A 23,303-nucleotide genomic window follows, 5' to 3' on the forward strand; every position below is an offset into this window, starting at 1 on the left:
TCACTCCCGCGACGGGTCAGCCCACCGGGCCCGCGCGTGCGTCCGCGGTGGCCGATCGCAGCCCCAGGCGCCCGAGCCGCACGGGGATCTCGACCCGCACCACCATGTCCTCCCCCGACGCCGCGCACCGCACCACCCGCGCGTCCGCTCGTTGCTCGTCGGCGATCGACTGCGCCGCCTCGCACGGGCCACGCTCGGCGACAACGTGTTCGATCGCCGCGGCCAGCGCCGCCAGATCCGCCGCCGACTGCGCCCGGTGTCGGGCGAGCACGGCCGCCCCGACGTAGACCATGAGCACGATGAGCGTCATCAGCCCGGCGATGACCAGCGCGGCCGTCACCGTCGCGAAGCCCCGTTCGTCGGCCATCACACTCTTCGAGTGGACGACCGTTCTCAGCCGGATGGCCGCACCCCAGGGGCGAAACGAACCTGACCTTCACCATCGGGTTCGACCGCGGCGACCGCCCGCGCCGACACCTCCATCATCGGCACCAGCGGGACGTCGACGGAGACCTCGACCGTCACCCGATCATCGCTGCGCTGCACCGAGATCGACGCGTGGTCGCCGACCATCCGTCGCCCCGCGGACTCGGCTCCCGCATCGCCGGACGCCGACAACCGGGCGACCTCCCGTGCCGCGTCCGTGCAGCGGATCTGACTGGTCACCGCCCCCAGGACACCGACCGCCAGCACGATCACCGACACGATCGCCGCGATGGCGAACGCCGCCTCCACCGTGACCATCCCCCGATCGTCACGGGCGAGGCGCGCGAGCGGGACGCACCGCGCGACGCGGCGGCTCATCCCACCGCGGTGTTCAGGGCCTTGCCGATGATGCCGGTCAACACGTTCACGATGTTGTCGCCGGTCACGACCGTGTACAAGATGGCCCCGAAGGCGGCGGCGGCGATGGTGCCGATCGCATACTCGGCGGTGCTCATCCCGGCCTCGTCCGCGGCGAGTCGGAGCATGGCGCAGCTGAGGACGCGGCGCCATCGCGGACGGGGTGACCTCTTCGGCTGCGGCTGGTCGGCCGCGGCCTGATCGCCCGGCGGCTCGGCCGCTGCGCGCTCGGCGTTTGCGGGTTCGGCGTTTGCGGGTTGCGCGGGTACCGGCTGGACGCTCGGTGGCGCGGTCTCCGCGGTGATGTTGTGCGACATGGATTCTCCTCGATGATCGGGATCGGACCAGGTGTGCGGTCGTACTCTCTCGGACGCACCGGAGGCGCGTCCGGCTCCCATGCCGCGGACACCGATCCCCTGCCGTTCGTCACACACCCGTCCTCACACGCCGCCCAGCACCGAACCCGCGAGGCCGATCACCACCGGCACGATGCCCAGACAGACGAAGGCCGGTAGGAAGCAGAGTCCGAGTGGGCCGCTGATCGCGACGCCGGCGCGTTCGGCGGCGGCGAGGGCTGCGTCGTGGGCCCCGTCCCGCGTGGTGTCGGCGAGTTCGGCGAGGCCGGACGCCATCGACGAGCCCGCCCTCGCCGATCGTCTGGCCATCACCGCCATCGCGTCGAAGTGCTCGTCCACCATGGCCGGGGCGTCGTCCGAATTGGCTGCGGCCCAAGCACGATCGGGGTCTGCACCGAGGTGTAACAGTTCCGCGGTCCGCGCGAGTGGCACGGCCAACCGGGCGGGCGCGACCCGGGCGACGATCTCCGCAGCGGTGCCGGTCGGTAGCCCCGCGCGCAGACACACCGCGAACAGGTCGAAGGCCGCGGCGATCGCAAACGGATCGTCGGGTCCCGTTCGCTCCGGATCCTGCTCCGCGACAGGCGGTACGCCAGCGACGTCGATCCGACGCAACCACCACGCAGGCGACGGCCAGATCCACAGCGCGGCAGCGACCATCACGCCTGCACACACCACACCGGTCACCGCGCGGTCACCCGGGCGATGATCCGGTCGGACCAGGCGAGTCCTGCCACCGCCAGCGTCGTCCCGACCACCAGCAGGATGCCGCCGAGACCACCGCCGAGGAGCACACCGATCGGGTCGGCCCCGATCGCCTGGCCGAGCACGACACCGAGCACCGGGAGTCCGGCGAGCACCGTCGCGGTCGCCCGCGGACCGGCGAGCCCGGCACGGGTCCGGTCGGCGAAGCGGCGGCGAGCGCTGAGATCGGCTCTGACCGAGCCGATCATCTCGACCATCGGCAACCCGTAGCGATCAGCGGTGGTCCAGGCGACGGCGATCCGCTCCCACGACGGTCGGGCGCCGGGACGGACGACCGCGAGATCGTCCGCGACGTCTCCGCCGAGCTCGGCACGTCCGGCGAGTCGGGTCAGCCCGTCCACCACCTCCCGGTCCGCACTGACGCCACGAGATCGCAGATCGTCGGCCGCCGCCGAACACGCGCGAGCCGGGGGTGCGCCGACCGAGAGCTCGGCGATCATCACCCCCAGCGCGGTCGCGAGATCGTCGGCTGCTCGCGCTTCGTCGCGGTCACGTCGTCGACGCCGGAGCCGCGAGACCACCGCCGCGGTGGTGATCGTGGCGGCGATGCCTGCGGCCGGGCCGGCGAGGACGACGACCACAGTCGGCACACCGACCGCGAGCAACGGCCCGGCCGGGACGTCGACGACCCGAGTCGTCCGTCCCGACAGATCGTCGAGACGGTGCTGGGCCCGGGTCCTCGGCCACAGCAGGCAGGCGAGGGCTGCTGCCATGAGCAGGGCGATCATGTCCGGACTCGTCGGTTCACCACATCGTCCAAGCGTCGCCGGTCACGGAACCCGCTCGACCGCAACCAGACCGGGACAGTGGACACCATGCCGTCCGGTCCACGCTCGACCACGGCGATCTCCGTCAGTCCCCGACTCCCGTCAGCGGTACGGGCCACCCCCAGCACGATTCGTACCGCCGCCGACAACTGGCTGTGCAGCGCGGCACGAGACATGCCGCCGAGTGCCGCGAGTGCTTCCATCCGAGCGGGGACCTCGGCCGTCGAGTTCGCGTGGAGCGTCCCGGCGCAACCGTCGTGGCCGGTGTTGAGCGCCGACAACAGGTCGATGACCTCGGCGCCACGCACCTCACCCACCACTATGCGATCGGGACGCATCCGCAGCGCCTGACGGACCAGCGTGCGCACCGGGACCTCGCCCGCACCTTCGACGTTGGACGTCCGGGCGACCATCCGGACCACGTGCGGATGTTCAGGCGCGAGTTCCAGCGCGTCCTCCACGCACAGGATTCGTTCGTGCACACTCATCGCCCCGATCAGGCTGTTGAGCATGGTCGTCTTACCCGACCCGGTACCGCCGATGATCAGGAAGGCCAGTCGCGCGTCGAGGATCGCCCGGAGCACCGGGACCGTCTCGGCGGGAATCGATCCGGATGCGATCAAGTTCTGCAGCGTCTTACCCGCCGGCCGCAGCACCCGCAACGAGATGCAGGTGCCGTCCGTCGCGATGGGCGGGATCACCGCATGCAGGCGCACCGTGTAGCCGCGTCGCCCGACCTCCGAGAGTTGGCCGTCGACCCATGGCTGCGCATCGTCGAGGCGCCTGCCCGCCCCCAGCGCCAGCCGACCGGCGAGTCGGCGGACGGCCGCCTCGTCGTCGAAGGTGACGTCGCTGAGTTCCAGGCCCCGACCACGGTCGATCCAGACCCGGTCGGGACCGACCACCAGGATGTCGGCGACGTCGGGCTCGGCCAACAGGTGCTCGAGCCGCCCGGCCCCGATCAGCTCGGTCTGCAGAAAGCGCAGCGCGGCAAGCAGATCGGTGTCGCCGAGCACTCCGGCCGCCTCGGCCCGGATCGCTGCTGCGATCACCTCTGCGGTCGGTTCGGCGGCATCGACGGCCAGCCGATCTCGCACGCGATCGAGCAGCGTCGTGTCCACCGTGCCCGGCGCCGGGGTCCGCGTCCCGGTCATCGGTCGGCCATCTCACGGCGACGGGCTTCGGCCGCCCGATGCACCGCCGTCGCCGCGCGCCCGAGCGGGCTTCGAGCTGTCACCCGTAGACGTCCCGCATCCAGCCGGCCAGCCATCCCCGGGTCGGGCCGGTACGCGGCGAGCAGATCGAGGCCCACGGCATCGGCGACCTGCGACGCTCGCAGACCACCGGGTGACGGCCCACGGATCGCGAGCCGCGCCTCGAGGTGATCCGGGATGGTCCGGGCAACCAGGGAGCGGGTCGATGCACAGCCGGCGACCGTCGGTGCGGACACCACGATCAGCAGGTCGACCGACTCGGCGACCGCACGGACCAGCGGGCCGTCCGACCGTGGCAGGTCGACGACCACGCGATCGCCCTGCGCCCGACCGGCATCGATCACCGAGAGGACGGCATCGGGTCCGATCGCGCGCGCATCACCCCGGCGTGGCGCGAGCACGGACAACCGGTCGTCGAGTCCGATGACCGCGCTGTGCAGCGCGGACCCACTGACGGTGCCGCCCTCGAGAGTCAGGTCCTGCCAACGCAACCCGGTGCGGTCCTCGACCCCGAGCATCAGGTCGAGACCCGGTCCGAGCTCATCGGTGTCCAGCAACAGGACACCGTGGCCGGCATCCGCGGTGATCATGGCGGTGGCTGCCGCGAGTGTGCTCGCGCCCGCTCCCCCGTGACCTCCGATCACCGCGACCGCGCCACCCGGTGATCCGCGTGGCGCCCGCAACCCGCTCAGCGTGTGCACGAGCGCGGACTCGTCGGCGGGGAGAACGGCACCGCTGTCGGCGCCGAGCTCGACGGCCATCCGCCAGATCACGGCCGGCGCATCGACATCGCCGACGACCACCACGCCGGATCGTCGGGGCATCCGTTGCGCCGACAGGACCGGCACCGACTCCGCATCGACCATCACCGCCCGCGACCGCACCCACTCGCGGCGACACGCTCGGGGATCCGCGGTGAGCATCCGATAGCCGGCCGCCGCGGCGCAGCGCGCCACCTCGTCGCGGACCGCGGGGCCGACCAGGGCCAGGACGTCGTCGGGCATGGAGCGATTCTGCTGCCGTCGAGCAGGCCCGCGGGTTCGGTGATCGGGATCTGTGGATTGATCTCGGGTTGGGGATGAACCGGAACCGGAGTGGCGCCCGCCGACCCGAGGCTAGCTCGAATTCCGGCCCGGACCCGACTACGCCCCGTGCAGCGGGAGCACGACCTCACAGGGCACCCGGACCGGATGTGCCGGGTCGAGCGCGTTGAGAACCATGTACGCCGTCCGGCGAGACCCGGCGATGGCCAGGTGATCGCTGTAGTCCTGCGCGCACGTGTCCTGCACGACGATGTTGCGGACCTGCTGTCCGGGCCGTCCGGCCACCTGCCCGCTGGTGTAGGGCACGACGATCTCGTCGTAGCGGGTGGAGATGTTGGTGTAGCGGATACCGCTCACATACGGCGATCCGCCGCTCCAGATCGCCTTGTTCATCGCCGACCCGGCCATCATCTGACCGCACGCACCGCAGATGGGCAGGTCCGCGCCGCGCAACAGGGGTTGGGTGAGACCGGAGATCGGACTGTCGGCGAACGAGCCGCGCCACAGCGGGGCGAGGGACACGTAGTTCGAGACCTTCGAGGCTCCGCCCAGATACTTGATGTAGTACGTCGGCAGATAGGTGCCCTGTGAATGACCGACGATGTCGACCGAGGTGGCGCCGGTCGCCGCGAGCACCCGGTCGACGTATCGGGCGAGCTGAGCCCCCGACACCTGCATGCGGGTCATCCCACCGATCGCGGACACCGGCCAGGGCGCGCCGGGGATCGCACCGTAGGTCGGGGCGAAGACGCAGTAGCCGCGGTTGGACAGCATCCCGACGTACGCGCCCCAGTTGGTCTGCTGCGATCCGCCGGTCCCGTGCAGGAGGATCACCGGTCGCGGATGCTCGGCGCTCGGTCGACAGCTGAAGTCGTTGGACCCCGGCAGTGAGCCGCCGGGGTGGGTGAGTTCGGCCGGGATGCCGGAGAAGAAGCCGAAGGTCTCGGGTAGCGGACGGTCGGTTCCGGGCGCCGCGTGGGCGGCTCCGAATCCGGTGATCGACCCCACGGCCAGCGCGACGCCGACGGCGACCACGCCGAGCCCGCGACGGATTCTGTTGTTCATCGCCATGACGACCTCCGAGGTCCGCATCGACACCTGCGGATCGAAACTAATCACGGACCGCGGCCTCGCGGATGCGAATGGTCAGATCGTCGGCCCGACTCGGGCGAGCGGAAGAAGAAGGGGCCGCGTCGGCGGCGAAACCACCCTCAAACAGAGGACGACCCCGGCCAGGGGGGGAGGAGGCCGGGGTCATCGCGTTTCAGCCCCGGGGGGTCGGGCTGAAAGGCACCGGTATCAACCGGGTAAAGCCGACTATACACATGCCCAAGGAAAGGGCGCAAGCATCCGGATTCAGAGGTCTCGGTCACGTTTCTATATAACGATCGACGTTGTTAACGATACTTGATGACACGTGACTACCCCTGTTCGGGAGGCCCTGCGCGACGTAGGCTGACACGGTGACCGAGACGACCTCGACCGGCTCATCACAGAACCCCCCGTCACCTGCAGAAGTGTCTCCAACAGCGGCGTCGGCGGCGTCTGGCGCGTCGTCGGCCTCCCCGGGTTCACTGCGCGAAAGCGACTATTCACCCGCCTCGGATATTGCAACGCGCGTTGTGAAATCAACGGATCGCAAAATCGCAGCATTCTTCGACCTCGACAAGACGGTCATCGCGAAATCCAGCACCCTGGCCTTCTCGCGTCCATTTTTTGATGAAGGTCTCATCAACCGCCGATCTGTACTGAAGTCCAGTTACGCGCAGTTCCTGTTCCTGGTGACGGCCGCCGATCACGACCAGGTGGAGCAACTGCGACGCCACGTCACCGCGATGTGCGCCGGCTGGGACGCCGAACAGGTCCGCACGATCGTCCACGAGACCCTGCACGACGTCGTCCATCCGCTGGTCTTCGCCGAGGCGGCCGAATTGATCGAGCATCACCAGCGGCAGGGGCACGACGTCGTCCTGATCTCCGCCTCCGGTCGCGAGATGGTCGAGCCGATCGGTGAGATGCTCGGCGTCGACCACGTTCGTGCCAGTCACATGCGGATCGCCGACGGTCACTACACCGGCGAACTGGACTTCTACTGCTACGGCCCCGAGAAGGCCATCGCCATGGCGGACATGGCGCAACAGCTCGGTTACGACCTGCCCGCTTCCTTCGCGTACTCCGACTCCATCACCGACCTCCCGATGCTGTCGGCTGTCGGGCATCCGGTGGCGGTGAACCCGGATCGGCAGTTGCGACGCCACGCGGGCGATCACGGCTGGCCGGTACTCAGCTTCAATCGTCCGGTGTCGGCACGTGATCGACTGCCGCACACGTCATCCCGGGTCGCCGGCGCAGTCGCGGCCGGGGCCGGCGCCGCGGCGCTCGGCATGCTGGGCTACCGCGCACTCCGCGGTTCACGGCACTGATCGGGACGTCGCCCGCAGCCCGCCGGCCCAGCGCCGGGGCCTGCCACCCAGTGCTCGGCACACCATGCGATGGAGGCGCCATCACGTCACCGAACGATGGCGCGTCGAGGGCTTGATGTGACCGCGGTCACGGTGTAGAACTGTGTTACGGAAATGACGAGCGGCAAAGTCCGAATCGGAAGAGAAGATACGGACCCCCGATCGAGCACTTCCCAGCACGGGCGGCAAGCACCCACGCGGAGCGCGCCGCATATGGCAGAAGCGTTGTGCGCCTGCGACATCGTCATCGGTCGGATGGAACCGTAATAGCCACACCTGAGTCGGATTCATCCAGTCGTACGGTCACTCGCCGAGGCGGTCACCACAACCCACCCAGCACGCTTGGTAACTTGGGTCCGTGCTACGCGGGCGGCAACCCGACCGAGAGGTCCGGGAGCCGCCCGCAGTGCTGTCTGCACCACCAGCATCGAGATCTCCCGTTCGTCATCGGGCAGAGCGGGATTCGACCTCATCGCCGCGCACCGGAATGCTGTCGGATGCGATCCGACGACGCGGCGTCACGCCGACCGCGCGGCGTCGGCGATGGACCGCGCCTCCGCGGCTCCCCCCTCGAGCGCCTCGCAGCAGAAGGTGATCCAGGCACCCAGCGCGGCGGCGTCGCCGGTGGCGAATGCCGCTGCGCGATCCCGATACTCGCCCACACGCTTGAACCAGGTGACCTCCGGCACGCCGAGACCGTGTGGGTCGAGACCACTCGACGTACTCACGAGGCGCGCGGCGGCGCGCGCGACCACACCGTTGGCGGAGTCGAACGGCGCGATCGAGAGCAACTCGCCGTGGACCACCGCCGCCAGCACCGGCGCCGGCACCGACGTCGCGCCGGTCAGCAACTGCGACAAGAGATCCAGACGCGATGCCACGAGCGCATCGGGGCGGGGCCGACCCAGTTGATCGGGATCGTCGACGAGGTCGGCGGCCGCGAGGACGTGCAGCCGGGCGAACGCCTGCGCGGGAGCACGCCGGAAGACCGCGGTCAACTGGTCGGCGTTCTCGCCGTCGAGGGCCTGTGCGACCCGCATCGCACCGGCCAGGATCGGGTCGTCGTAGTCGCCGTCGCGGCGCAGTTCGACGCTTCCGCCGTCGATTGCGGCCGACGACCGGCCGGCCCGCCAGGAGGCCTCGGTGGCCGTCTTGTCCCAACCACGCAGGTTCGCGGGGTGCCGGTGGACGGCCGACAACGCGTCGCGCGCGCGGTCGGCGGCATCGGCGACGCCGGGTAATGCCGTCAGCGGCGCCAACGGGTCGGCGCCGGGAGTGCTGCTCACGACTGTCCACGATAATGGTCGCCGCTCGTCGCGCCGACGCCGCCACTCGTCGCGCACCGACGACGTCCGACCCGACGGGTGACTGCAACGACGATCCAACGTGACTACCCTCACAATGAGTTCCCGGCGCGACCGTGAGTCACCGCCACCCGTCGTCAAGAGAGTGAAAGGCCACGTCACCCATGTCTTCAGCCACCCAGCCCACCGCACCGGGGTACCCGCCGTCGGAGGAGTTCGCGGCGCAGGCCAATGCCGGGGCCGAACTGTACGACCGGGCCGACGCCGACCGTCTGGAGTTCTGGGCCGAGCAGGCTCGTCGCCTGGATTGGGACACCGACTTCACCGACACCCTGGACTGGTCGGACGCCCCCTTCGCCAAATGGTTCATCGGCGGCAAGCTCAACGTCGCCTACAACTGCGTCGACCGCCACGTCGCTGCGGGCAAGGGCGACCGAGTCGCGATCCACTGGGTCGGTGAGCCCGGCGACTCCCGCGACCTCACCTACGCCCAGTTGCAGGACGAGGTTTCCAAGGCCGCCAACTACTTCTCCTCGATCGGACTGGCGGCAGGCGACCGCGTCGCCATCTACATGCCGATGGTTCCCGAGGCCATCATCTCGATGCTCGCCAGCGCCCGCCTCGGACTGACCCATTCGGTGGTGTTCGCCGGATTCTCCTCGGGCGCACTGCGTTCGCGCGTCGACGATGCCGAGGCCAAGCTGGTCATCACCACCGACGGGCAGTTCCGCCGCGGCCAGCCGGCGCCGCTGAAGGCCGCCGTCGACGAAGCACTGGGCACCGGTGACGACGCCGCGAAGTCGGTCGAGAAGGTCCTCGTGGTCCGCCGCACCAACCACGACCCCGACCTGAACTGGGTGGAAGGTCGTGACGTGTGGTGGGAGGACACCGTCGACGAGCAGTCGCCGAACCACACCCCCGAGGCGTTCGATTCCGAGCATCCGCTGTTCCTGCTCTACACCTCGGGCACCACCGGCAAGCCCAAGGGCATCGTGCACTCCTCGGGGGGCTACCTCACCCAGGCCAGCTACACCTTCCACTACGTCTTCGACCACAAGGAGGGTCGTGACGTCTTCTGGTGCGGCGCCGACATCGGCTGGGTGACCGGGCACTCGTACCTCGTCTACGGACCGCTGTCCAACGGTGCGACCGAGGTCGTCTACGAGGGAACACCCAACTCCCCCAACGAACACCGTCACTTCGAGATCATCGAGCGCTACGGCGTCACCATCTACTACATCGCGCCGACGCTGATCCGCACCTTCATGAAGTGGGGCCGCGCGATCCCCGACGCCCACGACCTGAGCTCGGTACGCCTGCTCGGCTCGGTCGGCGAGCCGATCAACCCCGAGGCGTGGAAGTGGTATCGCGAGGTCATCGGTGGCGACAAGGCACCCATCGTCGACACCTGGTGGCAGACCGAGACCGGCGCGATCATGATCTCGCCGCTGCCCGGCACCACCGTCACCAAGCCGGGGTCGGCGATGAAGCCGCTGCCGGGGATCAGCGCACAGATCGTCGACGACAACGCGCAGCCGGTCGCCGCGGGCGAGCAGGGCTACCTCGTGCTCGACCAGCCGTGGCCGTCGATGCTGCGGGGGATCTGGGGCGACGACGAGCGGTTCCGCGAGACCTACTGGTCACGCTTTGCCGACCAGGGCTGGTACTTCGCCGGTGACGGCGCCCGCTTCGACGACGACCACGCCCTGTGGGTACTCGGTCGTGTCGACGACGTCATGAACGTCTCCGGCCACCGCATCTCCACGGCCGAGGTGGAGTCCGCGCTCGTCGGGCACTCCGGCGTCGCCGAGGCCGCCGTCATCGGTGCCGCCGACGAGACCACCGGCCAGGGCATCGTCGCCTTCGTCATCCTGCGCGAGGGCATCGAGGACACCGGTGACGTCCTGATCAAGGAACTGCGCGATCAGGTCGCGGTCGAGATCTCTCCGATCGCCAAACCCCGCGAGATCAACGTCGTGCCCGAACTGCCCAAGACCCGCTCGGGCAAGATCATGCGCCGCCTGCTCAAGGACGTCGCCGAGGGTCGCGAACTCGGCGACACCTCGACCCTCGTCGACCCGTCCGTCTTCGAGGCGATCCGCTCTCGTAGGGCCTGAGCGCTCGAGGCGATCCGCCGCACGTGCGCGCGACCGCCTGACCTGCACGACCGCCACGACGTCCGGCGTCCCGATCGGCCCACCACTTCCCTCGGAGTGAGCAGGTCGGTCGGGGCGGCGGGTGCACGTGGACGCCGACCCCCGTCCGCATGGCAACATATGGCTCACACCCGAGCTACGGAGGATTCTGTGAGCCGCAACGATCACGACCGGCCCGGACACGGGAGTCAGGCGCCGGGATCGGTCCCATCGATCCCGCTGAACGACGCGAGTCTCGGCCGCAACGGCGAACCCAGCATCGGGAACCTGGTCAAGGACGCCACGGCCAACGTGTCGACGCTGTTCCGGTCCGAGGTGGCGCTGGCAAAGGCCGAACTGGTCGGTGAGGCGAAGAAGGCCGGCGCAGGCACCGGACTGCTGGTCGTCGCGGGCGTTATGGCCCTCTATTCGAGCTTTTTCTTCTTCTTCTTCCTCGCGGAGCTGCTCGACGAGTGGATCCCGCGCTGGTTGGCCTTCCTGATCGTCTTCCTGCTCCTGGTGCTGATCACCGTCGCCGCCGCATTCGTCGGCTACATCCTGTTCAAACGGGTACGCGGACCGAAGAAGACCATCGAGTCGGTACGCGAGGTGCCGACTGTCCTCCCCGGACACAACCCGTCCGCAGTCTCGGAGCACCCCGGCATCCCGCCGGCCCGCGACCTCTCGCGAGGGTGATCCTTGGTCGGCCCTCCCGACCCCTCGATCGTCCGGACCCCGGGTGCGTGGCAGCACTTCGACGTCCGCGCGAACGGGGTTCGTTTCCACGCCGTCGAGTGCGACGGCGACTGGCGTGCGGACCGACCGCTGGTCCTGCTGCTGCACGGTTTCGGTGAGTTCTGGTGGAGTTGGCGGCATCAGCTCGTCGCGCTCACCGAGGCCGGCTACCGGGCGGTCGCCATCGACCTCCGCGGCTACGGCGACTCCGACAAGCCGCCACGCGGCTACGACGGGTGGACCCTCGCCGGTGACACCGACGGACTGATCCGCTCGCTCGGACACACTGAGGCCACCCTCGTCGGACACGCCGACGGCGGACTGGTCTGCTGGGCGACCGCCATCCTGCACCCACGATTGGTGAAGTCCATCGCCGTGGTGTCCTCACCGCATCCGCGAGCCCTTCGGTCGGCGGTGCTCACCCGTCGGGACCAGCGGTCGGCATTCCTCGGAGGGTTCCTGCGCAACCAGATACCGCGGGTGGGCGAGCGGACCCTGACCCGTCGGGACGGCGCCTACATCGAGGACTACTTCCGGGAGCGGTCGTCGGCGCGCTGGCAGGGCACCGACGACTTCGCCGACACCATCACGCGTAACCGCGAGGCGATCCGCATCCCCGGCGTCGCGTTCTGCAGCCTGGAATACCAGCGCTGGGCGTTTCGCTCGCAGTTCCGTCCCGACGGTGCGAAGTTCATGGGGCTGATGCGTCGCCCCCTGTCGATCCCCGTACTGGGGCTGCGCGGGAGCGACGACCCGTTCATCCTGCCGGGACTCATGGGTGCCAGTCGTCCCTACGCGCCCGATCTCGACAGTCGTGAGGTACGCGGCAGTGGACACTTCCTCCATCAAGAAGACCCCGACGCCGTCACCGCTCACCTGATCGACCTGCTGCGCAGCTGAGAAGCCTGCTGACCCGACGAGCGACCGATGGCATACGGGTCACATCAGATCGTCGTCGCAGGTCAGCCCAGGGAGCGCGGCACCCAGCTGAGTCCAGATCGACCGCCACCCGTGCGCGCGATCTTGTGGTTCTTGCCGGTGACCAGACGGGCCTGCAGGACCGTCTCGGTCCAGAACGCGCTACGCGGCGACGCCGTCCAGGTCTCGTGGAACAGCTTCTTGGTCGCAGCGAGCGAATCCGGCGACCGGTCGACGAGCTTCGCCACCATCGTCTCCGCGGCCGCGAACGGATCGTCGGCGATGTCCGTGACCAGGCCGTACTCCAGGGCACGGCTGCCGTCGAACACCTCTGCCGTCATGGTGAGGTACTTGGCGAGATCCATCGGGATCAGCTCACGCAGGGTGACGGACCCGGTCATGTCGGGTATGAGCCCGAACTTGCCTTCCATGATCGACATCTGGCAGTCCGGGGTCGCCACCCGGAAGTCTGCGGCCAATGCCAGTTGCAGGCCGCCGCCATAGCAGTGACCGTGCAGCACCGCGAGCACGGGAACCGGTAGTTCCCGCCACGCCCAGCACGCCTTCTGGAAGAGATTCGTGGTCTGGATGGGCAGCTTCGCCAGTCCCGTCACCGCGCGGCGGGGCTCCTTGCCGACGCTCGCGAAGTCGAGGCCGGTGCAGAACGCATCGCCGTCGCCTCGCAGGACGACCGCGCGGATCTCCTTGTCCCCGGCGATGTCCGACGGGAGCCGACTCAACGCGTCGAGCATCGCGAAGTCGATCGCGTTGAGCTTGTCCGGCCGCGCGAGCGTCACCTGCGCGACGCCGTCACGGACATCGAGTCGGACGCGATCTGTCATGAAAGAACCTCCTGGTCGATGGGTGCACCGCTCACACGCGAGTCACCTCGACGCCACATCAGGGATGCACGCAGGACTGCGTGTCGACCCGTGCCGATGCACGTTCGGACTGCTGGAAGTCGGGTTGTACCTGATCGGCGGTCAGCACGAAACCGGTCTGGTCGGTCGCGTCCTCGGCCGCGCCGAACACCACTCCCAACACCTCGCCCCGTGAATTGACCAGCGGGCCACCGGAATTGCCCTGTCGGATGGATCCGCGGACGGTGTAGACCTCACGCAGGACCTTGCCACTGCGGTAGATGTCCGGCCCCGACAGGTTGATCACGTCGCGGATGCGGACCGGCGATGCCGTGTACGGCCCCGCTTCCGGGAACCCGAGCGCGATGGCGTCGTCGTTGGTGCGCGCCTGCTGTTCGGCGAACCGCAGCGCCGGTGCGTCGAGCCCCGGGACGTCGAGGACGGCGAGGTCGGTGCGCGGATCGAACAGCACGACGCGGGCCGGGAGCCGGTCGCCGCGCGAGGTCTCGACCTCCAGGCGTCGGGTCCCCGCGACCACGTGTGCGTTGGTCATCACGCGCTCGGGCGAGATGACGAACCCGCTGCCCTCCAGGGCCTGCCGACAACTCGGTGCGACCCCCTCGATCTTGACGACACTGGGCCGCACCTGCGAGACGACCGGCAGCTGGGTCAGCGCGGCGTCGGGCGGTCCGACGTTGGTGACCGGTGCCCGACCGAACGGCGGCAGCACCTCCGGGATGCCCGAATTGTCCAGCAGCGCGCTGAAATCCTTCGGCAGGTCGCGTAACCACTCGGGCGCCACCGCATCGACACCGCCCAGTACGCGGGACTCGCGGACGGCCGACGCCACCTGTGTCGCAGCCGAACTGCTGATGGGGATCGCCAGCAGCCACGCCGCGACCAGCACCGCGATCACCTGGACAACAGAGCCGATCACGCTGTCGACGCGACGCAGGGCACGGGAACGGATGACGCTGCGGGCGGCCCGACCCAGGATCATGCCGGACACCTCGCCGATGATCACCAGGACGAGCAGCAGCATGAGCCCGACGACCAGCCGGATCTCGCGGTCCTCGAAGTGGGAGATCACATGCGGCGCCAACAGCACGCCCGCGACGGCACCGAGGATGACGCCGACGAAGGCGAACGTCGAGGCGACGGCTCCCTGCCGGAACCCACTGGCCGCGGCCAGGACCGCGATGACGAGCACGATCAGGTCGACCCAGGTCGATCCGCTCATCCGCGATCCCCCGACCCCGGGGAATCGACATCGCCGACAGCGGGGTCCGCGGCGACGGTCTCGGCTTCGGTCGAGACCGTTCCTGCGGTGTCTGCCGGGTTCGGCGGGAAACCGGTGACCTGAGAGCTACCGGCCAGCGCGATCATCTCGTCGAGTGGACGGATGTCGTCGGTGTCCCAGGGGACGTCCCAGCCGGAGGCCTCGCTGATCGCGGCGATGAGGCCGCCGGTGAATCCCCACACCAACATGCCGTCGACGAAGAAGGCGGGCCCGCGGTACAACCGGCCACCCATCACCGACCTCTGGACCTGGAAGCGGTTCTCCGGCGCCAGCATCTCGCGGACGTTCACTCGGGCGACCCGCGCGGTCTCGGCCACGTCCACGACGCGGACCGGACCGGGCTCACGCCAGTGCGCCACCACGGGGTTCACGTCGAATCCCGACGGCGGCACCGGGAAGGTCGGCAGTGTCGCGACGACTTCCACGCCGTCCGGCACGAGACCGGTCTCCTCCTCTGCCTCACGCAACGCGGTGCCGACCGGGTAGTCGTCGCCGGGATCGCGCGCACCGCCGGGGAAGGCGATCTGTCCACTGTGTTGCCGCAGCGTCGACGCCCGCTCGGTGAGCAGTACGTCGGCGTCGGCGGGGAGACCGCCGGGGTGGTCGGGATCGGACTGCCAGCTGCCGCCGAACAGCACCAGCACCGCGGCCGCCCGACGATTCCGGGAGAACTTCGCCGCCCATCGGGTGCGGTCGCCACCACGGTTGAGCACGGCCTCACTGACCGCGTCCACATTGCCGGTGAGCGTACGGAGCCATGGCGGGATGGCATCGGTCTCCACGAACGGACCGGCGAACGACGAGTCGGTCACGTGGTCACGCCCAGGTGTTCGCGGACCGCAGACGCGATCTCGTCCGGGTTCTCGAACACCTGCGGCAGCACCTTCGCGACGGTGCCGTCCGGACGGACCAGAACCGTCGACGGGAAGACCTTGGGGACCCGCAGCGCGGCCGCGATCTGAGCACGGGTGTCGAGGACAGTCGGCAGGCGGACGCCGACCTCGGTGAGGAACTTCAGCACCAGGTACGGGTTCTGGGCGCCCTCCTGCGCGTGCACGGTCAGCACGTCGACCTTGTCGCCCGCCCGCTGCGCATAGGCCGCCAACTCCGGCAGTTCCCGACGGCACGGTAGGCACCACACCGCCCACATGTTGATCAGCAGGGGTTTACCCGCGGTCGCGGTGCCGACGTCCGTCGGTGCACCGGTACCGAGGCACTGCACGGTGATGCCCGCGAGCGCCGCGTCGGGGCCCTGGGGCGCGACGCCGGTCGGGCAGTCGGCCAGCGCCGCATCACGCCGCGCGGCCGCCAACTCGGCGTCGCCGACCTGGGCGTCGGTGGCCGCCGGCCCCGATGGTCGGGCCGATGTCGCGGACCCGTAGTCGTCACCACCACCGCGCGGCCAGATCGCCACCACGAGCGCGATCATCACGACGACGAAGACGAGCGTCCAGCGAGCAGATGCCGGGAAGCGTGAACCGCGCCGCGGCCCTGGCGGCGGCGACGACGAGGGCGTGGTGCTCACCTCGGTGGCGCCCACTACGCCGGAAGTCCTGCGAGTTCGAGCAGATGATCGGTCTCGGGCCCCTTGACCAGTGCTGCCGCAGCCGCCTTGTCCATCGGCCCCTCACCGACCGACGGACAGTCCTTGGCGAGGATGCAGATCCCGCAGGCCGGCTTACGCGCGTGGCAGACCCGACGACCGTGGAAGATCACCCGGTGCGACAGGTCGGTCCACTCCTTGCGCTCGATCAGTTCGCCCACCGCGTGTTCGACCTTCACCGGGTCGGTCTCGGCGGTCCACTCCCACCGACGGACGAGCCGCCCGAAGTGGGTGTCGACGGTTATCCCCGGGACACCGAAGGCGTTCCCGAGGACGACGTTGGCGGTCTTGCGGCCGAAGCCGGGCAGCGTGACGAGTTCACGCAGGGTCGAGGGGACCTCACCGTCGAAGCGTTCCAGCAGGGCCTGACCGAGTCCGATGATCGAGTTGGCCTTGTTCCGGTAGAAGCCGGTCGACCGGATCATCTCCTCGAGTTCGGTGCGATCGGCCTCGGCGTAGTCGCGCGCCGAACGATAGCGCGCGAAGAGCGCGGGGGTGGTCTGGTTGACCCGGACGTCGGTGCATTGCGCGGACAGGATCGTGGCGACCGACAACTCGAGAGGGGTGGTGAAGTCGAGCTCGCAGTAGACGTGCGGAAAGGCGACCTGCAGCGTGCGGTTCATCCGGCGGGCGCGCCGGACCAGGCCCAGCCTGGTCTCGTCGGTCTTGCGAGGGCTCACCCGATCAGGTTAGCCACCGGAACCGACCGGCATCGTCGCGACTCGATGGATGGCAGGTCGTCGGCAACATCGCTGGTCGTTGATAACAAGTCAGTGACGTCCCCGCCTCTGGTTAGGAGGTGGCGTCCGCATTGTGTTTACTGATCCCCATGCAAGGTCTCGCCGCGCTGCTGTTCCCGGCTGTGCTGATGCTGTTCGCACTCGCGATGGAGAAGGTACAGACCAGGATCGACCGTCTGTCCGTCTCCCGCGACCACGTCGAGGACTTCCTGCAATCGGCCGAGCCGGCCAACGTCGACACCCTCGCCAAGGAGGGCTTTCCCGCGGCGATGGACGAGTTGCGCACCCGCCGAGCCACCCGTGTCGACGGTGATTCCGCGGCGCAGGTCGCCCTCACCGCCGAGCCGTCGCCGCAGCGGGCGAGCTGAATCGACCCTGCACATCGCGATCGACTCTGCACATCGCGCCCCGGGACACGCCGCCATTGCGTCGTCAGTGACCCATTCAACACATATGCTGGTGGCGGGAGTAGCGTTGCATCGGCATCCCCGTGCCGTCGATCCCACCCCGAGGGTCGCGCAGTGACATGGGCACGTTGGACTGAGCTGGACGAGAGAGGTTTGTAGGTGGAGGAAGTACTGGCGCGGGCGGGCATATTCCAGGGGGTCGAGCCCTCAGCCGTCGCAGCGCTCACCAAGCAACTACAGCCAGTCGATTTCCCCCGCGGTCACGTGATCTTCCACGAGGGTGAACCCGGCGACCGGCTGTACATCATCCTGTCGGGCAAGGTGAAGGTCGGTCGTCGCTCCCCCGACGGTCGCGAGAACCTGCTGACCATCATGGGACCGTCGGACATGTTCGGCGAGCTCTCGATCTTCGACCCCGGTCCCCGCACGTCGTCGGCGACCACGGTCACCGAGGTGCGCGCCGTGTCCATGGACCGCGACGCCCTGCGCGCGTGGATCAAGGACCGCCCCGAGATCGCCGAGCAGCTGCTCCGCGTCCTGGCCCGCCGCCTCCGGCGCACCAACAACAACCTGGCCGACCTCATCTTCACCGACGTCCCGGGTCGCGTGGCGAAGCAGCTCCTGCAGCTCGCCCAGCGCTTCGGTACCCAGGAGGCCGGCGCTCTGCGCGTCACCCACGACCTCACGCAGGAAGAGATCGCCCAGCTGGTCGGCGCCTCCCGCGAGACCGTGAACAAGGCACTCGCCGACTTCGCGCAGCGTGGCTGGCTCCGCCTCGAGGGCAAGAGCGTGCTGATCGCCGACTCCGAGCGACTGGCCCGCCGAGCGCGCTGAGACGCGCTCACCGATCGAATTGTGAACAGCCCCTGGTGGATCTCCACCGGGGGCTGTTCCGCGTCGGTAGGAAGCCCGTCCCGGCCGACGACACGCAGAGCCTTCGAGCAGACCGGTCAGGCGCTGCGCAGGTACTCCAACTGCGCCTTCACCGACATCCGGGCCGCAGGCCACAGTTTCTTGTCGACGTCGGCGTAGACCTTGCGGACCACCTTCATCGGCTTCGCCTTCTTCGCCGAGATGCCCAGGTCGTCGAGCGCAGCCCGCACCTGGTCGATCCGCTCCTCGCGATGCTGCTTGTAGAACCGCGCCACCGGGATCACGTCGGGATGGTCGGGTCCGTGTGCCGGCAGCAGCGCCGTCGGTGCACCATCGCCGTTCTCGCTCTCGACGATGATCCGGTTCAGGGAGTTCAGGTAGTCCCGCAGGGTCCCGTCGCTGGGGTCGATGACCGTGGTCCCGCGACCGAGGATCGTGTCGCCGGTCAGCAGCGCGCGCTGACCCTGCCACTCCACGAGAAAGCTCACCGAGTCGCCGGAGTGACCGGGCGTGAGGAGAACGGTGATCCGCAGGCCGGCGACCTCGATGACCTCGCGGTCGGCGAGCGGCTTGCCGTCCCGGCAATGCGCCGACAGTCGCGCCCGGGTGGGCGCCGACGTCCGCTTCGCAAGCGCGTCGATCGCCCCGGTGTGGTCGAAGTGTCGGTGCGTGATCAGCGTCAGTACGATCCCCGACTGCTCGGCGATCCGCTTCACATGGGCCTTGTGCTTCTTCGGACCCGGATCGACGACCACGCATTCGCGGTTGCCGGGCGCCCGCAGGATGTAGGTGTTGGTGCCCTCGAGCGTCATCGAACCGGGGTTCTTGCACAGCAGCACGGACGCGAACGGCGTGACCTCCCGGAGAACGCCGTAGGCGGGGTGCACCGGGAGGTCATCAACTGTGGAGTCAGCAGCGGTGGAGTCAGCAGAGGAATCGGTACCGGCTTCGTCGGTCATGGTTTCCCACAGTAATCCGCGTCACTTCCGCGCCGGCCGGGGTACCGCCTTCGATTCCTGCAGATCGGTTCTCATCCGATCCGCTGCGATGCGACCACGGCATCCGCGGCATCGGACCGACGCACCCCGGCCGCTCGGGCGGAGATGATCGCGCCCTGCACTCCGATGGTGATCGCGAGGTAGACCAGGATCGAGGCGCCGTCGAGGCCGGAGAGCCCCCGGGCCATCGGTTCGCCGAATGCCATGGGGACGCCCAGCGATATCGCGGCGTGGGCGACGATCGCGACGACCCACAGCGCGATGGTCGCCGGACCGCCCCGGCTGACGACGACACCTGCGGCATCGCGATAGATCTTCACCTGGTGCGCGCGGGGTACGGCGATTGCGGCGGCGACCACGAATCCCACGAGGACGGCCACGATGTCGCCGACGGTGTGGTGGTGGTTCTGCAGGTAGTCGACTGTCTGGTAGATCCCTACGGCCCCCAGCACCACCGGCACCGTGACGGTCGAGCGGGACACCGGGCGTTCGCGGGTCTGCCGGTAGAGGAGGAAGACGATGGCGACGACCACGAGGATGACGATGAGCGGTGTGTTCATGCTCTTCAGCTTCGACGTCGACGCTGCTGCGGCCATCAACCCTCGGGTTGATCCAGGGTTGATCTCGGGACGACGGCCCGCTCGATGCCCGCGTGGTGCGGCTACGGTTCAGGCGGGCAGCGGTCGAGGCGGGCAGCGGTTCAGGCGGGCCGCACGTGCGTCGGTGACAGACGCAACTGTGTCGGCGACAGGAAGGGAGTCGGATGATCGAGCGGAGAGCGCGCGCGATCGCGCCGGAGCGCGGGGTGCTGTCCGGCGTGCTGATCCTCGCCGTCGTGGTCACCGTCGTCAACGACGCCTCGCATGAACCGGCGTGGCGGTCGGCGATCGGCTGGGCGGCCACGGTGGTGCTGTGCCCGATGCTGGTCGCGGTCTTCGGCGGCGGACGTTTCGGTCGCTGGCGGATGGCCGGCGCCATCGGCCTCGCGGCGTCGGCATCGACTCTGGTGCTGGCCTTCACCGGTGGCGCGACGACCTGGATCGGCTACCTCGGGGTGATCGCGGCCGGGCTGGTCCCGACGGCCGGCTGGTTGTCGGTCGTGATCGCGCTCCCGCCCGTGGTCGCGCTCGGCATCCACAGCTGGTGGCTCGCCGACAGCACGTGGGCGCCGATCATCAACGTCGGGGCCGCGATCATCACGGTTGCCTATGTGATCGCGCGGACCCGGGAGCGTGAGGCTGAGGAACTCGCCTCGGCCCAACGCGCCGTGATCGAGGAGCAGCGCGCCCGTGCCATCGCGGTCGAGCAGCAGCGGGAGATCGCGGCCCAGCTGCACGATGTGTTGGCGCACACGTTGTCCGGCCTCGTCATCACGCTGCAGGGCGCGTCGGTGGCGGCTCGCAAGGAGAACGTGTCCGCAGATCTCGACGAGCGGCTGCGCACCGCCATCTCGCTTGCGCGCGACGGTTTGTCGGGGGCGCGATCGGCGGTCGGGTCATTGCGCGGTGACGGTGACGCGGGGCCGGCGTCGGGTGACGCCGACTCCGAACCGATTGCCGACTGGCTGGCACGGACCATCGACCGGTCGCGGGCGTCGACCGGTCTCGAGGCCACCGTGTACGGTGACGCCGACGTCGTGCCGTCCGGGTGGCGGGGCCTCGTACGATCGTTGCTCATGGAGGGGCTCACCAACTCGATCCGGCACGCACCCGGTGCGCCCGTGCGCATCGAATTCTGCGGCCCGGTCGACGTTGCCCGCCCGGTCGATGGTGCCCGCCCGGTCGATGATGCAGACACCGCCGTCGACCATGCCCCCACCCCCATCACGGTGCGGGTGTTGTCCGTCGGCGACGTGACGACCTTCGGCAGGGGCGACACCGGCGGTGGTGGCCACGGGATCATCGGCCTCCGCGAGCGGGTCGAGGCCGCAGGCGGATCACTGTCCCACGGCGCCACCGACGGTGGATTCCTCCTCGAACTCCGCACGGCGCCATGACCGTCCGCATCGTCATCGCCGACGACCAGACCGTGGTCCGCGAGGGCTTGCGGTCGCTGCTGTCGCTGTTCGACTCGATCGAGGTGGTCGGGGTCGCCCCGGACGCGGAAGATGCGCTGCGACTGGTCGGTTCAGCCGATCCCGACGTCCTGCTGACCGATCTGCGCATGCCCGGGATCGGCGGTGTCGAGGGAATCCGGCGACTGGTGACCGGCGGCTCCCGGACCGCTGCGGTGGCCCTGACGACCTACGACGACGACGAGACGATCGTCGCCGCACTCGATGCCGGGGCCATCGGGTTCCTGAACAAGGACGCCGACCCCGAAGTGATCGAATCGGCGATCGTGGCTGCCGCCGAGGGTCGCTCACTGCTCGACGCCAAAGCGCTACACGCTCTTCGCACCCGCGCCGGCACTCCGGCCGGCCGGCCGCCGGAGAACCCTGATGGCCTGACCGACCGGGAGATCGAGGTGCTCCGCCTGGTGGCGAAGGGCCATTCCAATCATCGGCTCACCACCGAGCTCGTGGTGAGCATCAGCACGGTGAAGACGCACATCAACCACATCCTGACGAAGACCGGTTGTCGGGACCGGGCTGCGCTGGTGGCCTACGCGTTCGCGCACCACCTGGCCTGACAAGGGTTCGGCCGCAACGGGTGTCGACGACGATCGGGGACACCACCGCGTCGGCGAGGTCCCGGATCAGGGGTGGCTATCGGTCGCTCCGCCGCCGACCGAGCGCGTCTCGAACGGACCGTCCTCGACCGTGTAGTCCGCCGTGCCGTCGTACCCGTCTTCGCCGTACTCGCCATCGCCGTGCCCGTCGTCACCGTTGGAGCCGACGACCTGCCCCTGCAGCGACTTCAGCAGTGCCGCACCCTGGGTCACCACACCGGTCATCACCTCGTTGATGCCCTCGGCCCCGTTGAACACGGTCAGGTTCGAGGCACCCAGTCCCTTGGCGACTTCGCCGACAAGCGATGGCAACTGCTCGATGAGCTGCTGGTCGAGCGCGATCCGGTTGTGCTTGGCGGCGGCCGCCGACTGGATCTCGATCGCTCGCGCCTCGGCCTCGGCGATGATCTGGGTGCGCTTCGCCTCTGCCTCGGCGGGCTTGATCACCTCTGAGAGCAGCTGCTGCTCACGCAGATCCGCTTGCGCCTGGGCGAGGAGTGACTGCTCCCGGATGATCTCCTGGCTGACACGCGCCTCCGCGAGCGGCCCTGCCTGGGATGCCTCGGCGTTCGCCTTGTCCGTCTCGGACCTGATCTCGGCGCGCTTGATGGACGTCTCGCGCTCGTAGTCGGCCTGGTTTCGGAGCGACTCCTGCTGCGCCTTGGACGCCTCCTGGTCGGCGCGGGCCTTCTCGACGGCGGCCTCGCGCTGAACCTTCGCGATGTTGGGTGCGGCGAGGGCGTTGATGTAACCGGAGTCCATGTCGTCGATCGACTGGATCTGGAACGAGTCGACCACCAGGCCGATCGACCCCATCTCCTTCTTCGAAGCCTCCAGGACCTGACGTGCCAGGGTGTCGCGTTCACGGATGATCTGCTCGACGGTCATCGAGCCGACGATCGATCGCAGGTGGCCGGAGAACACCTGCCCGGTCAACTGGTTCATCTCGTTCTCCTGCTCGGAGATGAAGCGCTGGCCGGCGTTGACGATCGACGCGACGTCGCCGCCGACCTTGTGGGCGATCACCGCGCGGACGTTGAGCTGGATGCCCTGGGTCGTCACGCAGACCTCACGGATCTGCGCCTCGTGGAGTGCCATCGAGAGGTAGCGGACCTTGCGCAGGACCGGGACGACCCACTTGCCGTGCCCGACGACCACGTCGAACGGAGTGCCGCCCTCGCGGGACTTCTTACCCGAGATCAACATCGCTTCGTCGGGTTCTGGCACGTGGTATCCGAGCATGTTCTACCTCTCTGTGGTTGCCGGTCTGGTCACCGGCTCTGGATGTACCTCGGGCGCACCGGTGGTGC

At 69.0% G+C, this 23,303-nt stretch carries 25 protein-coding genes; 8 read left to right on the top strand and 17 right to left on the bottom strand.

Annotated features, from left to right (window positions below; genetic code table 11):
* Positions 1-16 precede the first annotated feature (16 nt).
* The 8 genes from GS4_RS06995 to GS4_RS07030 all read right to left on the bottom strand — a co-directional run bounded on the left by GS4_RS06995 (position 17) and on the right by GS4_RS07030 (position 6,059).
* Entirely contained in the window at positions 17-367 is a 351-nt protein-coding gene (locus GS4_RS06995) for an Rv3654c family TadE-like protein (protein ID WP_007618938.1), read from the bottom strand.
* 26 nt (positions 368-393) lie between these two features.
* Positions 394-804, bottom strand: coding sequence for a TadE family type IV pilus minor pilin (locus GS4_RS07000; protein WP_007618940.1), 411 nt, complete (start codon positions 802-804; stop codon positions 394-396).
* The gene (locus GS4_RS25135) at positions 801-971 is read right to left on the bottom strand and encodes a DUF4244 domain-containing protein (protein ID WP_083862666.1); all 171 of its coding nucleotides are present in this window, start codon (positions 969-971) and stop codon (positions 801-803) included. The genes GS4_RS07000 and GS4_RS25135 overlap by 4 nt, the downstream gene beginning before the upstream one ends.
* 312 nt (positions 972-1,283) lie before the next feature.
* Positions 1,284-1,886 (bottom strand): type II secretion system F family protein, encoded by a 603-nt coding sequence (locus GS4_RS07010; protein ID WP_007618948.1) that lies wholly within the window; start codon positions 1,884-1,886, stop codon positions 1,284-1,286.
* Positions 1,883-2,692, bottom strand: coding sequence for a type II secretion system F family protein (locus tag GS4_RS07015; protein ID WP_007618950.1), 810 nt, complete (start codon positions 2,690-2,692; stop codon positions 1,883-1,885). Before GS4_RS07015 ends, GS4_RS07010 begins: the two co-directional genes overlap by 4 nt.
* Entirely contained in the window at positions 2,689-3,885 is a 1,197-nt protein-coding gene (locus tag GS4_RS07020) for a TadA family conjugal transfer-associated ATPase (protein ID WP_007618952.1), read from the bottom strand. The genes GS4_RS07015 and GS4_RS07020 overlap by 4 nt, the downstream gene beginning before the upstream one ends.
* The gene (gene ssd, locus GS4_RS07025; RefSeq protein WP_007618961.1) at positions 3,882-4,949 is read right to left on the bottom strand and encodes a septum site-determining protein Ssd; all 1,068 of its coding nucleotides are present in this window, start codon (positions 4,947-4,949) and stop codon (positions 3,882-3,884) included. The genes GS4_RS07020 and ssd overlap by 4 nt, the downstream gene beginning before the upstream one ends.
* 138 nt (positions 4,950-5,087) lie before the next feature.
* Positions 5,088-6,059 carry an esterase/lipase family protein gene (locus tag GS4_RS07030; RefSeq protein ID WP_007618973.1) on the bottom strand — a complete coding sequence of 324 codons (972 nt, stop codon included), beginning with the start codon at positions 6,057-6,059 and terminating at the stop codon, positions 5,088-5,090.
* Positions 6,060-6,595: 536 nt separating this feature from the next.
* Here GS4_RS07030 and GS4_RS07035 point away from each other — a divergent pair.
* Positions 6,596-7,411, top strand: coding sequence for an HAD family hydrolase (locus GS4_RS07035; protein ID WP_040509842.1), 816 nt, complete (start codon positions 6,596-6,598; stop codon positions 7,409-7,411).
* Positions 7,412-7,968: 557 nt separating this feature from the next.
* Here GS4_RS07035 and GS4_RS07040 read toward each other — a convergent pair.
* Positions 7,969-8,736, bottom strand: a complete 768-nt coding sequence (locus GS4_RS07040; RefSeq protein WP_007618977.1) for a Fic family protein — start codon at positions 8,734-8,736, stop codon at positions 7,969-7,971.
* Positions 8,737-8,918: 182 nt separating this feature from the next.
* Here GS4_RS07040 and acs point away from each other — a divergent pair, with 182 nt between their 5' ends.
* The 3 genes from acs to GS4_RS07055 all read left to right on the top strand — a co-directional run bounded on the left by acs (position 8,919) and on the right by GS4_RS07055 (position 12,524).
* A complete protein-coding gene (gene acs, locus GS4_RS07045) occupies positions 8,919-10,871 on the top strand; it encodes an acetate--CoA ligase (protein WP_007618979.1) in 1,953 nt (650 codons plus the stop codon).
* Between the two features lie 189 nt (positions 10,872-11,060).
* Positions 11,061-11,585 (top strand): phage holin family protein, encoded by a 525-nt coding sequence (locus GS4_RS07050; RefSeq protein ID WP_007618981.1) that lies wholly within the window; start codon positions 11,061-11,063, stop codon positions 11,583-11,585.
* Between the two features lie 3 nt (positions 11,586-11,588).
* Positions 11,589-12,524 carry an alpha/beta fold hydrolase gene (locus GS4_RS07055; RefSeq protein ID WP_007618982.1) on the top strand — a complete coding sequence of 312 codons (936 nt, stop codon included), beginning with the start codon at positions 11,589-11,591 and terminating at the stop codon, positions 12,522-12,524.
* Positions 12,525-12,586: 62 nt separating this feature from the next.
* Here GS4_RS07055 and GS4_RS07060 read toward each other — a convergent pair whose 3' ends face one another.
* The 5 genes from GS4_RS07060 to nth are packed head-to-tail and all read right to left on the bottom strand — an operon-like array spanning position 12,587 to position 16,928.
* On the bottom strand, positions 12,587-13,384 hold the full coding sequence (locus GS4_RS07060) for a crotonase/enoyl-CoA hydratase family protein (protein ID WP_007618983.1): 798 nt from the start codon (positions 13,382-13,384) through the stop codon (positions 12,587-12,589).
* 58 nt (positions 13,385-13,442) lie between these two features.
* Positions 13,443-14,642: a MarP family serine protease gene (locus tag GS4_RS07065; protein ID WP_007618984.1), complete on the bottom strand. Its 1,200-nt coding sequence runs from the start codon at positions 14,640-14,642 to the stop codon at positions 13,443-13,445.
* Positions 14,639-15,514: an NUDIX hydrolase gene (locus GS4_RS07070; protein ID WP_040509756.1), complete on the bottom strand. Its 876-nt coding sequence runs from the start codon at positions 15,512-15,514 to the stop codon at positions 14,639-14,641. Before GS4_RS07070 ends, GS4_RS07065 begins: the two co-directional genes overlap by 4 nt.
* On the bottom strand, positions 15,511-16,242 hold the full coding sequence (locus GS4_RS07075) for a TlpA family protein disulfide reductase (RefSeq protein WP_007618986.1): 732 nt from the start codon (positions 16,240-16,242) through the stop codon (positions 15,511-15,513). The genes GS4_RS07070 and GS4_RS07075 overlap by 4 nt, the downstream gene beginning before the upstream one ends.
* Positions 16,242-16,928, bottom strand: a complete 687-nt coding sequence (gene nth, locus GS4_RS07080) for an endonuclease III (protein ID WP_245555590.1) — start codon at positions 16,926-16,928, stop codon at positions 16,242-16,244. Before nth ends, GS4_RS07075 begins: the two co-directional genes overlap by 1 nt.
* A gap of 206 nt (positions 16,929-17,134) precedes the next feature.
* Here nth and GS4_RS07085 point away from each other — a divergent pair, with 206 nt between their 5' ends.
* Together GS4_RS07085 and GS4_RS07090 are read left to right on the top strand one after the other, a co-directional pair.
* Positions 17,135-17,413, top strand: a complete 279-nt coding sequence (locus GS4_RS07085) for a hypothetical protein (protein ID WP_051989642.1) — start codon at positions 17,135-17,137, stop codon at positions 17,411-17,413.
* A 198-nt stretch (positions 17,414-17,611) separates the two neighbouring features.
* On the top strand, positions 17,612-18,286 hold the full coding sequence (locus tag GS4_RS07090) for a Crp/Fnr family transcriptional regulator (RefSeq protein WP_007618989.1): 675 nt from the start codon (positions 17,612-17,614) through the stop codon (positions 18,284-18,286).
* A 116-nt stretch (positions 18,287-18,402) separates the two neighbouring features.
* On the opposite strand, the gene GS4_RS07095 is transcribed toward GS4_RS07090, so the two are convergent.
* Positions 18,403-19,212, bottom strand: a complete 810-nt coding sequence (locus GS4_RS07095; protein WP_007619005.1) for an MBL fold metallo-hydrolase — start codon at positions 19,210-19,212, stop codon at positions 18,403-18,405.
* Positions 19,213-19,355: 143 nt separating this feature from the next.
* On the bottom strand, positions 19,356-19,883 hold the full coding sequence (locus GS4_RS07100; RefSeq protein ID WP_040509847.1) for a hypothetical protein: 528 nt from the start codon (positions 19,881-19,883) through the stop codon (positions 19,356-19,358).
* Positions 19,884-20,086: 203 nt separating this feature from the next.
* Between GS4_RS07100 and GS4_RS07105 the strand changes: the two genes are divergently transcribed.
* Together GS4_RS07105 and GS4_RS07110 are read left to right on the top strand one after the other, a co-directional pair.
* On the top strand, positions 20,087-21,319 hold the full coding sequence (locus tag GS4_RS07105; protein WP_007619007.1) for a sensor histidine kinase: 1,233 nt from the start codon (positions 20,087-20,089) through the stop codon (positions 21,317-21,319).
* Positions 21,316-21,954, top strand: a complete 639-nt coding sequence (locus GS4_RS07110) for a response regulator (RefSeq protein ID WP_007619008.1) — start codon at positions 21,316-21,318, stop codon at positions 21,952-21,954. The genes GS4_RS07105 and GS4_RS07110 overlap by 4 nt, the downstream gene beginning before the upstream one ends.
* A gap of 66 nt (positions 21,955-22,020) precedes the next feature.
* Here the strand turns inward: GS4_RS07110 and GS4_RS07115 are convergent, their stop codons facing one another.
* Positions 22,021-23,235, bottom strand: a complete 1,215-nt coding sequence (locus GS4_RS07115) for a flotillin family protein (RefSeq protein WP_007619009.1) — start codon at positions 23,233-23,235, stop codon at positions 22,021-22,023.
* Positions 23,236-23,303 lie beyond the last annotated feature (68 nt).

Source organism: Gordonia soli NBRC 108243 (assembly GCF_000334455.1).
GTDB classification, from domain to species: domain Bacteria; phylum Actinomycetota; class Actinomycetes; order Mycobacteriales; family Mycobacteriaceae; genus Gordonia; species Gordonia soli.

Bases quoted from the DNA above. Each gene is read 5' to 3' on its own strand.
- GS4_RS06995 (WP_007618938.1), bottom strand. From the start codon at position 367: ATGGCCGACGAACGGGGCTTCGCGACGGTGACGGCCGCGCTGGTCATC.
- GS4_RS07000 (WP_007618940.1), bottom strand. From the start codon at position 804: ATGAGCCGCCGCGTCGCGCGGTGCGTCCCGCTCGCGCGCCTCGCCCGT.
- GS4_RS25135 (WP_083862666.1), bottom strand. From the start codon at position 971: ATGCTCCGACTCGCCGCGGACGAGGCCGGGATGAGCACCGCCGAGTAT.
- GS4_RS07015 (WP_007618950.1), bottom strand. From the start codon at position 2,692: ATGATCGCCCTGCTCATGGCAGCAGCCCTCGCCTGCCTGCTGTGGCCG.
- GS4_RS07020 (WP_007618952.1), bottom strand. From the start codon at position 3,885: ATGACCGGGACGCGGACCCCGGCGCCGGGCACGGTGGACACGACGCTG.
- ssd (WP_007618961.1), bottom strand. From the start codon at position 4,949: ATGCCCGACGACGTCCTGGCCCTGGTCGGCCCCGCGGTCCGCGACGAG.
- GS4_RS07030 (WP_007618973.1), bottom strand. From the start codon at position 6,059: ATGGCGATGAACAACAGAATCCGTCGCGGGCTCGGCGTGGTCGCCGTC.
- acs (WP_007618979.1), top strand. From the start codon at position 8,919: ATGTCTTCAGCCACCCAGCCCACCGCACCGGGGTACCCGCCGTCGGAG.
- GS4_RS07060 (WP_007618983.1), bottom strand. From the start codon at position 13,384: ATGACAGATCGCGTCCGACTCGATGTCCGTGACGGCGTCGCGCAGGTG.
- GS4_RS07065 (WP_007618984.1), bottom strand. From the start codon at position 14,642: ATGAGCGGATCGACCTGGGTCGACCTGATCGTGCTCGTCATCGCGGTC.
- nth (WP_245555590.1), bottom strand. From the start codon at position 16,928: ATGAACCGCACGCTGCAGGTCGCCTTTCCGCACGTCTACTGCGAGCTC.
- GS4_RS07085 (WP_051989642.1), top strand. From the start codon at position 17,135: ATGCAAGGTCTCGCCGCGCTGCTGTTCCCGGCTGTGCTGATGCTGTTC.
- GS4_RS07100 (WP_040509847.1), bottom strand. From the start codon at position 19,883: ATGAACACACCGCTCATCGTCATCCTCGTGGTCGTCGCCATCGTCTTC.
- GS4_RS07105 (WP_007619007.1), top strand. From the start codon at position 20,087: ATGATCGAGCGGAGAGCGCGCGCGATCGCGCCGGAGCGCGGGGTGCTG.
- GS4_RS07110 (WP_007619008.1), top strand. From the start codon at position 21,316: ATGACCGTCCGCATCGTCATCGCCGACGACCAGACCGTGGTCCGCGAG.
- GS4_RS07115 (WP_007619009.1), bottom strand. From the start codon at position 23,235: ATGCTCGGATACCACGTGCCAGAACCCGACGAAGCGATGTTGATCTCG.